The organism is Arenimonas daejeonensis (assembly GCF_007993735.1).
Classification (GTDB): Bacteria; Pseudomonadota; Gammaproteobacteria; order Xanthomonadales; family Xanthomonadaceae; genus Arenimonas; species Arenimonas daejeonensis.
Map to the genome: position 1 here is coordinate 777,557 of NZ_CP042453.1, position 13,253 is coordinate 790,809.

The 13,253-nt window shown below is 70.4% G+C and carries 11 protein-coding genes and 2 pseudogenes; 6 read left to right on the forward strand and 7 right to left on the reverse strand.

Annotation, left to right across the window (positions count from 1 at the left end; genetic code table 11):
- Window positions 1-378: 378 nt before the first annotated feature.
- The 5 genes and pseudogenes from FRZ33_RS16735 to FRZ33_RS03745 form a co-directional block, all read left to right on the forward strand.
- Window positions 379-501, forward strand: a pseudogene (locus FRZ33_RS16735) (BON domain-containing protein); the annotation flags it as partial.
- A complete protein-coding gene (locus FRZ33_RS16740) occupies window positions 481-777 on the forward strand; it encodes a BON domain-containing protein (protein ID WP_343195855.1) in 297 nt (98 codons plus the stop codon). The pseudogene FRZ33_RS16735 and the gene FRZ33_RS16740, both read left to right, overlap by 21 nt.
- A gap of 202 nt (window positions 778-979) precedes the next feature.
- Window positions 980-1,465 (forward strand): TspO/MBR family protein, encoded by a 486-nt coding sequence (locus FRZ33_RS03735; RefSeq protein ID WP_146907722.1) that lies wholly within the window; start codon window positions 980-982, stop codon window positions 1,463-1,465.
- A gap of 84 nt (window positions 1,466-1,549) precedes the next feature.
- Window positions 1,550-2,965 carry a M64 family metallopeptidase gene (locus FRZ33_RS03740; protein WP_146907724.1) on the forward strand — a complete coding sequence of 472 codons (1,416 nt, stop codon included), beginning with the start codon at window positions 1,550-1,552 and terminating at the stop codon, window positions 2,963-2,965.
- Between the two features lie 212 nt (window positions 2,966-3,177).
- Window positions 3,178-3,786, forward strand: coding sequence for a BON domain-containing protein (locus FRZ33_RS03745; RefSeq protein WP_146907726.1), 609 nt, complete (start codon window positions 3,178-3,180; stop codon window positions 3,784-3,786).
- Between the two features lie 95 nt (window positions 3,787-3,881).
- On the opposite strand, the gene FRZ33_RS15905 is transcribed toward FRZ33_RS03745, so the two are convergent.
- The 5 genes and pseudogenes from FRZ33_RS15905 to FRZ33_RS03770 form a co-directional block, all read right to left on the reverse strand.
- On the reverse strand, window positions 3,882-4,085 hold the full coding sequence (locus FRZ33_RS15905) for a hypothetical protein (RefSeq protein ID WP_227978089.1): 204 nt from the start codon (window positions 4,083-4,085) through the stop codon (window positions 3,882-3,884).
- Window positions 4,086-4,103: 18 nt separating this feature from the next.
- Window positions 4,104-4,427, reverse strand: coding sequence for a phosphoribosyltransferase family protein (locus tag FRZ33_RS15910; RefSeq protein ID WP_227978091.1), 324 nt, complete (start codon window positions 4,425-4,427; stop codon window positions 4,104-4,106).
- Between the two features lie 441 nt (window positions 4,428-4,868).
- Window positions 4,869-6,221 carry a DNA alkylation repair protein gene (locus tag FRZ33_RS03760; RefSeq protein ID WP_227978093.1) on the reverse strand — a complete coding sequence of 451 codons (1,353 nt, stop codon included), beginning with the start codon at window positions 6,219-6,221 and terminating at the stop codon, window positions 4,869-4,871.
- A 19-nt stretch (window positions 6,222-6,240) separates the two neighbouring features.
- A complete protein-coding gene (locus FRZ33_RS03765) occupies window positions 6,241-7,044 on the reverse strand; it encodes a ribonuclease H-like domain-containing protein (protein WP_227978095.1) in 804 nt (267 codons plus the stop codon).
- Between the two features lie 178 nt (window positions 7,045-7,222).
- Window positions 7,223-9,653: pseudogene (locus tag FRZ33_RS03770) on the reverse strand (DEAD/DEAH box helicase).
- 106 nt (window positions 9,654-9,759) lie between these two features.
- Between FRZ33_RS03770 and FRZ33_RS03775 the strand changes: the two are divergent.
- Window positions 9,760-10,290 (forward strand): ECF-type sigma factor, encoded by a 531-nt coding sequence (locus FRZ33_RS03775; protein ID WP_146907730.1) that lies wholly within the window; start codon window positions 9,760-9,762, stop codon window positions 10,288-10,290.
- Here the strand turns inward: FRZ33_RS03775 and FRZ33_RS03780 are convergent.
- Both FRZ33_RS03780 and FRZ33_RS03785 read right to left on the reverse strand, forming a co-directional pair.
- Entirely contained in the window at window positions 10,274-12,727 is a 2,454-nt protein-coding gene (locus FRZ33_RS03780) for a serine/threonine-protein kinase (RefSeq protein WP_146907732.1), read from the reverse strand. The genes FRZ33_RS03775 and FRZ33_RS03780 overlap by 17 nt on opposite strands.
- A 52-nt stretch (window positions 12,728-12,779) precedes the next feature.
- Window positions 12,780-13,154: an I78 family peptidase inhibitor gene (locus tag FRZ33_RS03785; RefSeq protein WP_227978097.1), complete on the reverse strand. Its 375-nt coding sequence runs from the start codon at window positions 13,152-13,154 to the stop codon at window positions 12,780-12,782.
- Window positions 13,155-13,253 lie beyond the last annotated feature (99 nt).

Sequence of the window (13,253 nt, forward strand, 5' to 3'; positions counted from 1 at the left end):
CGAAACCCTTGCCCCGCCCGGTTTTCCGGGCCAATGGCGGGTAGCCGCTAACGGATTTCAAACAAGCGCTTCAGTCCGCGTTGCGGAAGCCGGGGCCAACCTCGCCCCACGCTTCACGGGCCGTGCTGAGGGACAAGGATCCCGCCCGGAGCGAGGCCGCAAGGTCGACCCCCCAAACGTTCGCAAGGAGAAACCCCATGAACGCTTTCAAGACTTCCCTGCTCGCCACCGCCCTCTGCCTCGGCATGGGCGCCGCCCCCGTCTTCGCCGACGACCACGCCCAGCCCGAACGCACCGCCGGCCAGGCCATCGACGATGCCTCCATCACCGCATCCGTGAAGTCAAGCTGCTGGCCGACGAACGCACCAGGGGTTCGACGTCAACGTCGACACCATGAAGGGCGTGGTCACCCTGACCGGCGGCGCCGACAGCCAGGCCGCCAAGTCGGCCGCCCAGGACCTGGCCGGCCAGGTCGAAGGCGTGGTCCTGATCAAGAACGAATTGACCGTGGCCGCCGACGGCACCGAAGCGCGCCAGGACGCCAACACCGCCACCGCCTCGGGCGAAGTGCGCGAAGCCATGGACGAAGCCGGCGACGGCATCGACGACGCCTGGATCACCAGCAAGGTGAAGAGCCAGCTGCTGGCCGACACCGCGGTGAAGGGCACGCAGATCAACGTCGACACCAAGGCCAATGTGGTCACGCTGACCGGCACCGCCGAATCGGCGGTCGCCAAGGACGCCGCGGTGCGCATCGCCGCCGGCACCGGGGCGTGAAGACCGTGATCGCCGACCAGTTGCTCGTGAAGCAGTAAGCGTCAGCGGCAACCCGGGTTCTCTCCCCGGGCCCGATTCCACGTCAGAGTGGACGGCAGCGGCCGGATCTTCGGATCCGGCCGTTGTTGTTTGCGGGCATGGTCCTTCACGGCGCCGTGCAACGCGACCGGCACACTGGCGCCGTCACCAGAGCGAACCCGCCATGACCGAATCCCTTTCCTTCGCCCGCCACCATCCGGTCCCGGCCCTGCTGGCCTGTCTCGTGATCGTGGTGGGCATCGCCGCGCTCGGCGCGCTGTTTCCGCCGGGCGAATGGTATGCCGGCCTGGCCAAGCCTTCCTTCAACCCGCCCAACGCCGTGTTCGGTCCGGCCTGGACGCTGCTGTACCTGTTGATCGCCGTGGCCACTTGGCTGCTGTGGCGCGCGCCCGCAGGCGATATGCGCACGCGCGCCCTGGGGTGCAGCGCCGCCCATCTCCTGCTCAATGCCGCGTGGACGCCGGTGTTTTTCGGACTGCAACAGCCCGGCTACGCGCTGGTCGTGATCGTGTTGATGTGGTTCGCGATCCTGGCCACGGTGGTCGCCGCCTGGCGCGTGCACCGGCCGGCGGCGTGGCTGTTGCTGCCGTACCTGGCCTGGGTGGGATTCGCCACGCTGCTCAACGCGTCGATCTGGCGCCTGAACTGAGGCATCAAGCTGCGACGGGGAGGTCGGCGCATCACGCGCCCGGCGGCCATGCGAGACTCGCGCCAGCCGCGTCCGGAGACCGCCATGCGCCAGCCTTCCCGAATCCTGATCGCCCTTGTCGTCCTTGCCGGTCTTCTGCCGGCGCTTGCACACGCCACGCCCGCCACCCTGCGCGTGGACCTGCAGCACGGCGGCGATGCCCACGGCGAGCACTACGCACTGGAGCGAGTGGTGGTCGAGCCGCTGCCCTGGGCTGGCAATCCCGAACGTCCGATCGATGACAGCAACCGTGGCGTGAACCTGTTCGAGGTGTTCGACGCGGCCAGCGGCAAGCTTCTCTACTCGCGCGGCTACAGCACCGTCTTCGGCGAGTGGCGCACCACGGAACAAGCCGCCAGCCAGCCGCGCAGTTTCCAGGAGTCGCTGCGTTTTCCGATGCCCGACCAGCCTGTGCGCCTGCGGGTGTCGGCGCGTGACGCCGGCAACCGTTTCGCGCCGGTATGGGAGACCACGGTGGACCCGAAGGCGCTGGACATCGAACGGGTCGCGCGGCCGGCGCCGGCGACGCCGATCGCGATCCACCGCAGCGGCCCGTCGCCGCAGAAGGTGGACCTGCTGCTGCTGGGCGACGGTTACGCCGCCGACGAGCTCGACAAGTTCGAGGCCGATGCCCGCCGGCTGGTGGTGCACCTGTTCACGGTGTCGCCGTTCAAGGAGCGCGCCGGCGACTTCAACGTCTGGGCGCTTACCGTGCCGGTGCCGGTCTCGGGCATCACACGGCCCTCCACGGACACGCACCGCGCCAGCGCGCTCGGCGTGCGTTACGACATCTTCGGCAGCGAACGATACGCGCTGACCCTGGACAACCGCGCCTGGCGCGAACTGGCCCAGTACGCGCCCTATGACGTGGTGCAGATCCTGTTCAACAGCGAAACCTATGGCGGCGGCGGCATCTTCGGCCAGTTCAGCACGGTCGCGGCCGACAACGACTGGGCCAATTACCTGTTCGTGCACGAGTTCGGCCACCACTTCGCCGGCCTGGCCGACGAGTACTACACCTCGCCGGTGGCCTATGCGGCCGCGGCGACGACGCGCATCGAACCCTGGGAACCCAACGTCACCGCGCTGCTCGACCCGGCCCGGCTGAAGTGGCAGGCCAGTCCCGCCACGCCGCTGCCCACGCCCTGGCCCAAGGCCGGGTTCGAGGCCTTCCAGCGCGAGAACCAGGCGCGGCGCGCGAAGCTGCGCGAACAGCGGCGCCCCGAGAGCGAGATGAGCGCGCTGTTCAGCGCCGAACAGCGCCATGTCGAGGCGCTGTTCGACGGCAAGCCGCACGCCCACGCCATCGGCGCCTTCGAGGGGGCGAACTACGAGGCCACCGGTTATTACCGGCCGCAGCTGCAGTGCCTGATGTTCACCCGCAGCGAGGCCTTCTGCCACGTCTGCCAGGACGGCATCGAGGCCATCATCGACCTGTATTCGCGAGGCGCGACGCCGTAGCAGCACCCCTGGCCGTAGTGCGTCGGGGCGGGCCGCGCACGCGGGTTCGTGCGGCAACGCACATAGGCGCGCGGCCCTTCATCCGGGGTTGTGCCGGCAAGGCGCAGCCTCCGGGCAGGCGTGACGCCCCGTGGACAGTTCCGGCTCCGTCGCCACCAGGCCTTCCGGCCGTGCGCTGCCCCGCAGCGATCCGCTTCCTCCAAGGACTCCCCATGAAGATCCTCAAGACCACGCTGCTTGCGTTCGCCATCGCCGCCTGCGTCGGCGCCTGCATGAACACCGACGACAATGCCGGCGCGAAGCGCAACCTGGCCACCACCCTCGATGACGCCAGCATCACCGCCGCGGTCAAGTCGATGCTGCTGGCCGACGAACGCACCAAGGGTTTCGACATCAACGTCAACACCAGCAAGGGCGTGGTCACCCTGCGCGGCGGCGCTGACAGCGCGAAGGCCAAAAAGGATGCCTCCCTGATCGCCGGCAGCGCCGACGGCGTACGTCGCGTGGACAACCGCCTGATAGTCGCCACCGACGACAGCGAACGCCGCCAGGACGCCGACAAGGCCACCGCGTCCGGTGACGTGCGCGAGGCCCTGGACGAAACCGGCGACGGCATCGACGACGCCTGGATCACCAGCAAGGTGAAGACCCAGCTGCTGGCCGACACCGAGGTCGCGGGCACGATGATCGACGTGGACACGAAGGCGAACGTGGTCACCCTGACCGGCACCACGCCCACCGCCACCGCGCGCCTGGCCGCCATCCGCATCGCCGCCGGCACCGGGGCGTGCGGCAGGTCGAGGCGGGCGGCCTGCACGTAGTGCGCTGACCGGTTACCGGCGCGCGGTTTCGCCGGCTGCGGCCGGGCCTTCGGGCCCGGCCGTTTTCATTTCCGGGCCGTGTGGCAGCGGTCTGGCTAGGCGCTCGTTCCCGGCCGCCACAGGTCCACGGCGAACTCCGCTTCGTACGGCGGCACGTTGCACTCGATCACGTCGTCGGGCGCGATCTTCAGCGTGAGGCCGACGATGTCGGCGCGCACCGGAACTTTGTGCCGCTGGCGGTCCACCAGCACCGCGGCATGCACGAAGGCCGGTTTCTGCGTGGCCAGCCACTCGAACACGCGGAACAGCGAATGGCCCTAGTACAGCACGTCGTCCACCACGATCACCCGGCGGCCGATCAGGTTGGCCCCGGCCGGCGCTTCGAGCGCGGTCTCGGGATGCAGCAGCTCCGGGTTGTCGGCGTAACGTTTGACCTTCAGGTCCAGCCGTTCGATCTGCGCCCGGGGCGCGTGCACCTTCATGCGCGCCAGCAGCCGGTCGGCCAGCGGCGCGCCCCGGCGCAGCATGCCCAGCAGCACGGTGGGCGTGGCGTCCAGCATCGCCGCGGCCTGGCGCGCCATGTCGTCCACCACGGTCTGCAGGTCGGTTTCCGAATACAGGCGGTAGCGGTCGGCGGGCATGCGGGCACTCCGGTCGGGGACGCCCTAGCGTAACGGAGCGGCATGGCCGCGGCACGGTGCGATGCGGAAAGCATACGGGCCGGCGTTATAGTCGAGCGACCGCCACCGCCGATACGGAGCCGTCAATGCGCCTGCCGACGATCGCTCTCGCCCTCTGCCTGGTGTTTCCGGCCCAGGCCGCCATCAACCCGGCCGAGTACCAGCGCGGCGCGCCCGACCAGGTGCGGCTGCGCGAGACCGCGCGGGTGGTGCAGGAATTCCCGGTCGGCGACAGCCGCCATCGCCGGGTCACCCTGGTGGGCGAAATCATCGACGAGAAGAACGCCGACACGCCCCGGCCCGGCCAGACCGTGGTGATCGACTACACGGTGGACCTGACCGCGCGCAAACGTGCCGGCGAAGCGCACCACAAAGCGAACGGCAACCGGCCGGGCCCGCAGTTCATGCACGAACCCGATCCGCCGGAGCTCGATGCCGACGGCGCGTTCTGGGCCAACCTGGCGCCGGCCGGCAGCCCTTACGCCAACGGCCACCGCCATGCCGGTGCGGTGCCGGCGGCAAAGGGATACACCGCCAGCGGCGCAGTCTACGTGCCGGTGTCCGGCCAGTATTCCTTCGACGCGCCGGGCAACTGAGCCGAAAAGGTGGCGCGACCGCGACGGTTTCGTCAGCTCGCCAGCCGGAATGCAGCGCTGGCGATGACCTTGCCGTTGACCTGCACGTCCACCCGGTGTTCGCCCGGATGATAGACGCGGGTGGTGATCGGCCTGAGCGAATGTTTTTCGCCAGCATGCGGGACTCGCGCGGCGCCAGCACCAGCTGCCAGCCCTTGAACACCTTGGGTGAAGTGCTGCCATTGGCCTTGACGTGGTGCACCACGTAGTCGATCGCCAGCGTCTGCGGTTTGCCGGACGTGGACCGCAGCGTGAGCGACAGGACGACGCCACCGCCGACCGCCACGCGCTTGGGCGAGACCGAAAATTCCGCCTCGCCCTTGAACGCCTGCCCCAAGCCCCACGCGGTCAGCACGCGCGGATCGCCCTTCTTCACCAGGGTGCGGCTGGCGTGCCTGAGCAGGGCGCGGCGTTCGGGCGTCGCGCCCGGCAGGTGCGCGTCCAGCCAGTCGGCGACCACGCCGGGATGGTCCTTGGCGATGTCGTTGAGGTGGTTGGCGACGCTGCGGCGCACGTATTCGCTGCCGTCGTCCTGCAGTGTCCGCAGCAGCGGCAGGGTCGGCGTGGGATCGGCGATCAGCGCCTTGATCTGCAGGCCCCAGGGCAGGCGCGGGCGGCTGCCTTCGCTGACCAGGCGGCGCACGTGCGGGCTGGGGTCGTGCTGCCAGCGCGCCAGCGTGCGCAGGCTCAGGTCGAAGTGGTTCATAAGGTAAGGCCGGATCGCGAACTCGCCGGTGAACCGTTGCGTCAGCGCATGCAGCGCCTGCAGCCCGCGCGCGGGTGCGGCCTGGCCGCGGCGGGCGATGAATTCGCCCAGCGGCCAGCCGATCCAGCCGGCCAGGCCGGCGTCGGTGATGGCGAAGTCGAGTTCGTCGCCGGTTGCGGCCGGCGCCAGGGCGGATTCGATGATGCCGGCGGCGCGGTCGAAGTCCGGCGGCAGTGTGGCTTCCAGCGCGTCGGCGATCTGCATCGCGCGCGCCTTCATCTCCAGCGCGTCCAGGCCGGCCAGTGCGCGGCGCTCGAAGCTGCGGCGGTCGAAATCGCGCCAGGCGCGCTGCAGGTGTTCGCCGCAAGCACGCACCAGGGCAGGGTTGATCAGGTTCTTGAACGGTTCGGGCATGGGGTTCGCCGCGCGGGGATCAGGAGGCGAGCGTAACGCGCTCCGCATCGTCGCCGGCGGCCAGCACCGCCAGCAGCTGCATCAGGCTGCGCACGTCGGTGTGGTTGTGGGCCAGCACGCGGCGCAGGTCGGTGGCCGGGCCGCCGCGCAGGTAGTCGCGCCAGGCGCGCGGCGCTTCGCTGCCGGGCAGGTCGTCTTCGCGCAGCACTTTCAGCAGCTGGCGTTCGACCGTGCCGAGCCGGCAGTTTTCCCACTGGCCGCGGTAGCGGCGCCGCACCGGGTGCAGCAGGTCCAGGTGCGCCAGCGGCGTGACCGGGCAGGGCAGGCGCGCCAGCCGGTAGCGGGTCTTGAGCAGCGGCGCGTCGTAGCTGCGGCCGTTGTAACTGACCAGCACCGTGCCGGGCGTCAGCCACTGCGCGAAGGTGCGCAGCATCGCCGTCTCGGCGGCCATCGTGGTGGTCAGCAGCTGGCGCACGCGCAGCTGGCCGTGCACGAGATCCGCCGCACCGATCATGAAGGCGCGGGTGCCGGTGCCGCCGGCCAGGCCGGTGGTTTCGGTGTCGAAGCACAGCAGGTCGGCGCGCGCGACGGGGGTTTCGAAGTGGCGGGCGAAGCGTGCGTCCACGTGTTCCGGCAAGTCCGGCGGCGCATGGCGCGATTCCAGATAACGCAGGCCGGGCGCGATCTCATCGCCGGGCAGGTCGCGGTCCGGCGCGAACCGTGGCGCGGCCGGCAGACCCCGGGCGCGCAGGCCGAGCAGGCGGCGGATGTGTTCCGGGACTTCGGTGCGAACAGCGCCCCTCTCCCCAGCCCTCTCCCGCAAGGGGAGAGGGAGCCGATCTCGCGACGAATGAGCTCCCTCTCCCTCTGCGGGGAAGATCCGGGCTCGCGACGGACAAACTCCCTCTCCCCTTGCGGGAGAGGGTTGGGAAAGGGGGCCGCACTTGCCAAGGCCCCCGCATCCCGCCGCAACACCCGCAGCCGCTCCGCCAGCGCCACGCTCATGCCGTCGCCAACAGATCGAACACACGGATCGCCAGCGCGCGCGGCGTCTCGCCCTCGCGCGCCTCGTCGACCGCCAGCGCCGGCCCCACGCAGGCCGGGCAGCCGGCGCGGCAGTCGCAGGCCACCACCAGCGCGCGCGCCTGCCGCACCAGTTCCGCCTGCCGCCGCCACAACGGCTCGCTCAGGCCGACGCCACCCGGATAGTTGTCGTAGAGATAGACAGTGGGCGTAAAGCGCTCCGCCGACGCCGGATCCGCCAGCGAACCGTCGGCCCCGCGCAGCTGCCCGCGTCCGCGGCCGTCGGCCTGGGCGAACCAGGCGCCGTCGCCGCTGCCGATCGCCTTCTGCAGGTCGCGCGCCTCCGCCATCACCGACAGCGCCGCCACCACGTGCAGTGCGTGTGCCGCGCCCATAAACCGTCCAGCGCCGCCTGGCGCGAGCCGAAGGCGTGTTCCAGCACGTCCTGCGGCAGCTGCCACCACAATGCGGTGGTGTGGATTTCCTGGTCGGGCAGGTTGACCGGCCCGTAGCCGATGTTTTCGTGGGTGTAGTAACGGATCTTCTTGTAGCCCGACACCCGCCGCACCACGTGCACCTCGCCATGCTGGGCACTGCCGTCGCCGGCGCGCACGCCGTCGAAACGTTCCAGCACCTTCAGCTTCGTGTAGTCGATCGCGTCGGTGTAATAGTCCACGTGCGTGCGGGTGACGTAGGCCTTGCGGCCGTCCCAGTCCAGCCGCTCCACCTGGTAGGGCGTGGACTGGACCATGTGGATCGCGCCCTCGTACAGCGTGAGCGCGGCGGAGGAATAATCCACCTCGGCGATGATCGCCTGGCGGCCGTCGCTGCGGTCCACCACCACGAAGTTGCCGTCGGCCACCGAACGCAGCGACACCGCGTTGGCCGGGTAGCTGTCGGCGATCCAGTCCCAGCGTTCGCCCTCGGTGTGCACCACGCCACTCTCGGCCAGCACTTCCAGCCAGGGCTGCGGGTCCACCGGGCCGAAGCGGTCGCCGGCCAGGAAAGGCAGTTCGAAGGCGGCGCAGCGCAGGTGGTCGAGCAGGATCAGCGGCTGGTCGGCGTGCAGTCGCGCGTGTTCGGGCGGCGCGCCTTCGAAAAATTCCGGGTGCCGCACCATAAGGTACTGGTCCAGCGGATCGGAGCTGGCCACCAGCACGCCCAGCGCCGACTGCTGCCGGCGGCCGGCGCGGCCCAGGCGCTGCCAGGTGGCGGCGATCGAACCCGGATATCCGTTGAGCACCACGACGTCGAGTGCGCCGATGTCCACGCCCAGCTCCAGCGCCGAGGTGCTGACGATGCCGTCTATGCGCCCGGCGCGCATGTCGCGTTCGGCGGCGCGGCGTTCCTGCGGCAGGTAACCGCCGCGGTAGGCGCGGATGCGCGCCGGCTTGCGCGGGTCGTGGTCGAACACGTCCTTGAGGTATTTGGTCAGCACTTCGACCATGGTCCGCGACTGCGCGAACACTGGGTCTTCAGCCCGGCCTTGATCGCCAGCCGGGCGATGCGGTTGGACTGCGATCGCGCCGACGCGCGCAGGCCCAGGTCCGGGTTCACCACCGGCGGGTTCCACAGCAGCACGGTGCGGTCGCCGCGCGGCGCGCCGGAGCGGGTGATGGCGGTCACCGGCGCTTCGATCACCGCCTCGGCGTGTTCCTTCGGGTTGCCGATGGTGGCCGAGCACAGGATGAAGGTCGGGTCCGCGCCGTAGAACGCGCACACCCGCTTCAGCCGCCGCAGCACGTTGGCCAGGTGCGAACCGAACACGCCGCGGTAGCTGTGCACCTCGTCGATCACCACGTACTGCAGGTTCTCGAAGAACTGCGCCCACTTGGTGTGGTGCGGCAGGATGCCCTGGTGCAGCATGTCCGGGTTGGACACCACGATGTCGCCGTGAAGGCGCACCGCCTGGCGCGCATCGCCCGGGGTGTCGCCGTCGAAGGTGAAGGCCTTCACGCCCAGGCCGCCGGCGGCGTTCAGTTCCAGCAGCTCGGCCACCTGGTCCTGCGCCAGCGCCTTGGTCGGGAACAGGTACAGCGCCTTGGCCTGGCGCCGCATCGCCGCGGCCACCACCGGCAGCGTGTAGCACAGCGATTTTCCCGAGGCCGTGGGCGTGACCACCACCACGTGTTCGCCGCGCTGGGTGGCGGACCAGGCCTCGGCCTGGTGGCTGTACAGCCGGTCGATGCCGCGGGTCCGCAGGGCCGCGACCAGCGCTTCGGGCAGGTCGGCGGGGAACGGTGCGTACGAGCCGTCGTGCCCCGGCAGGTGGAAACAGCCGGTGATGCGGTCGGCGTATTTCCGGCCCAGGCGCGTGCCCAGCGACTGGCCGCCGCGTTCGGGCGCGGGCACGAGGCCCGGGGCGTGGCGATGCAGTGGCGTGGAGAGTGCGGAAGTCGCGGGAAACATGGGCCGGGTGCCGGAATGGGGCCCACAGGACACCGTAAGCATGTCTCACCCGGTGAGACCGGCGCGCGGAAATGCGGGCGCCTGCGACTTGGGACACAATGCCGCCATGGCCGAGAACGCGAACCCCCGACGCGAAACCTCCCGCGAGCTGGTGCAGGCGCTGTACGCCGAGCTCAAGCAGGTCGCCAGCCGCGAACGCTGGCGCCTGGGCAATGCCCCGACCCTGCAGACCACGGCCCTGATCAGCGAGACCTATCTGAAACTGCACAAGGTCGAGGGCTGGAACGACCGCGAACACTTCCTGCGTGCCGCCGCCGTGGCCATGCGCCAGGTGCTGGTGGACGCGGCGCGCGAACGTTTCGCGCTCAAGCGCGGCGGCGGCATGGTGCCCGACACGCTGTCGGCAGCCGAACGCGTGGTGATCGAGTCCGACGATCAGATCCTGCACGTGGACGAGGCCCTGGCCCGGCTGCAGGACATGGAGCCGCGCCTGGCCGAAGTGGTCGAGTGCCGCTTCTTCGCCGGTTACAGCGATGCCGAAACGGCGCAGGCGCTGGACATCAGCGAACGCACCGTGCGCCGGGACTGGCTCAAGGCCAAGGCCTGGCTGTTCACCGAACTCAACCCTTCTTCGTGACGGCCGCCTGCAGGTCCGCGCGCAGGCGCTGCAGCTCCGGCTGGTAGGGCGCGCCTGCCGGGCCCAGCGCCGCCAGTTTCGCCGCCATCACGTCGGCCATCGCGTTCGCGCCCCCGGCATCGCCGCGCGCCAGCCGCAGGCGGGCTTCCAGTCCGTCGCACAGCGCGTACAGCACCTGGTCTTCGCCCGAATGCGCACGCGCCGCAGCGCGCGCTTCGTCCAGCCGCGCCGCCGCCAGGTCCAGCTCGCCGCGTTGCAGCCGGGTCTCGGCCAGGCTCTGCAGCACGGCCACGGTGAGCGGGCTCTGTTCGCCGGTGTACTGGCGCGACATGGCCAAGGCGTCCTCCAGCAACGGCAGCGCTTCGTCGGCGCGGCCGCCGCGCAGGATGATCTTGCCCAGGTTGGCCTGCATCGCCGCCAGTGCCGCCGACGGTCCGTACAGGTCGCGGCGCAGGCCGCTGGCCAGGCGCAGGCGCTCTTCGGCGGCGGCCAGGTCGCTTTTCCGGAACGCGACCGCGGCCCAGTTGCCCAGGGTCAGCAGCGCGCCCGCCGAATGCTGCTGGCCGATCGCGCTGTAGGCGGCCCAGGCATCGGCGAAGGCGGCATCGGCCGGCTCCACCTCGTTGTTGCCCATGTAGGCGATGCCCAGGCTGTTGAGCAGGCTGGCGGTGGAGGCGTGTTCGCGGCCGAAGTGGGCGTCGTGTTCGACCAGTGCGGCCCGCAGTGTGTCGATCGAGCGCTGCAGGCCCGATTCCTCGCGTTCCACCTGCGCCTGCAATTGCCGGCTGCCGAGCAGAGCGATGCGGTGCCGGCCGGGGTCGGCGTTCCAGTAGGCCTGGGCCTCGTCCAGCAGGCGCCGGGCTTCGGCGGTGTTGCCGCGCCGCAGTTCGACTTCGGCCAGCTGCAGCGAGATCTCGGCGCGCTGGTCGGGCGCGGCCTGCGCCTCGGGCGTGGCCAGGAACTCGCGCAGCAGGGGCGCCGCGCCCTCGTAGTCGTTCATGTAGCCGTACAGCGCGCCCAGCGTCTCGAGCAGTTCGGCGCGGGTCTGCGGCTGGTCGCGGTACTGGTCGGCCAGGCGCTTGGCGCTTTCGTCCAGCACCTGCTTGGCGGTGAGCGAATCGGCGCCGGCGTTTTCGCCGGCGGTGCGGAACATCAGCATCAGGTAGTTCTTCACCGCCTCGGCGCGGGCCATCTCCAGCCGGGCCTGGTCGCGTTCGCGTTCGGCCTCGCGCGCCTGCCAGGCCACGCCGACCAGGCCGGCCAGCAGCGGCACCATCACCGCCGTGCTGACCGCCACCGCCACCCGGTGCCGGCTGATGAAACGCCGCAGCCGGTAGCCGCGTGTGTCGCCGCGCGCGTGCACCGGTTCGCGGCGCTGGTGCCGGGCGATGTCGTTCCACAGCTGCGAGGCGCTCTGGTAACGCGCGGCCGGTTCGCGGCGCAGGGCCTTGAGCACGATCGCGTCCAGGTCGCCGAACAGCTTGCGCCGCAGCACCGGTCCGTCGCGGGTGGCGACCTCGCTGGGCGGCGGCGGGTCGGCTTCCAGCCGGCGCGCCAGGGTGGTGGGCAGGGCGGAGTCGCGCAGGCGCCAGGGCGAGGCGCCGACCAGAAGTTCGAACAGCAGCAGGCCCAGCGAATACACGTCGGTGGCCATGGTGATCGCGCCGCCTTCGATCTGTTCCGGCGCGGCGTAGTCGGGCGTCAGCAGGTGCAGGGTCTGGGCTGGCGTCGCACTTTCGGCCATCAGCCGGGCGATTCCGAAATCCAGCAGTTTCACGTGGCCGTCGCCGGTGACCAGGATGTTGGCGGGCTTTAGGTCGCGGTGCACCACCAGGTTGCGGTGGGCGAAGTCCACCGCGTTGCAGATTTCACGGAACAGATTCAGGCGTGCGTCCAGCCCCAGCCGTTTGGCATCCGCATACCGCAGGATGTCCAGGCCATCCACGTATTCCATGGCCATGTAGGGGCGGCCATCGGGTGCGATGCCGCCATCCACCAGGCGGGCGATGCCGGGGTGTTCGAGCGCGGCCAGGATGCGTCGCTCGTTGCCGAAGTGCGCCATCGCGCCGGCGGCCTCCGGGCGGATCAGCTTCAGTGCCACGTGCTGTTCGAAGTCGGCATCGTGGCGCACGGCCAGGTAGACCTCGCCCATGCCGCCGCGGCCGATCAGCTTTTCGATCCGGAAATCGCCGACGACCTCTTCCGGCGACAGCGAGCTGTACTCCGGGGTTTCGGGCTCCGGCACCGATTCCGCCGGCTTCTCCAGGAAGCCGGGCTGCGACTCCAGCGCCCGGAACATGCGCCGCACGCGGTCCCGCGTCGCCTCGTCCACGTCGGCGCGGGCGAGGGCGCGTTCGCGGTCTTCGGGGTCGAGTTCGTGCAGCTTGTCGAACAGGGCGGCGACGGCCGCCCACTGTCCGGTGGTGTCCTGGTTCATCGCGCCGTTCCCCGGTCGGTACCAGCCCGACGATAACCCGCCGGGCGCCGGCTCAGCCGCAGTACGCGCGGGTGACCTTGTTGTCGGCGTCCACGTCCAGGTTCAGGCGGTCTTCGCGGTAGTCCATGGTCACGGCCATGCCGGGTTTGATCACGCGCATGCGTTCGGAGCCGGAGTCGGTCTTGGCTTTGGCGACCAGGGCTTCGTCGGCGACCTGGCCGAGGGTCCACTGCACCGGGGTGGCGTCACAGGTCATGGCGGGCGTCTCCGCGGTGGGGGCTTCGGGAAGGGGTGGCTCGGTACCGGCGGGTTCGCCGGCCATGGCCGGCGGGGCCTCGCTGTTGGCGTCGGCTTCGGACGACGGCGTGGCGCAGGCCACCAGCAGCAGTGCGGCGGCGGCGGCGAAGGCATGGACGAAGTGACGCATCGGGGGATCTCCATCGGCAGGGTCCGCGGCAGCCTAACGCAGCCGCTGTCTTGCCGTCTTAACCCGCGCGGGCCGATGATGGCCCTCCCCCGGACGAGA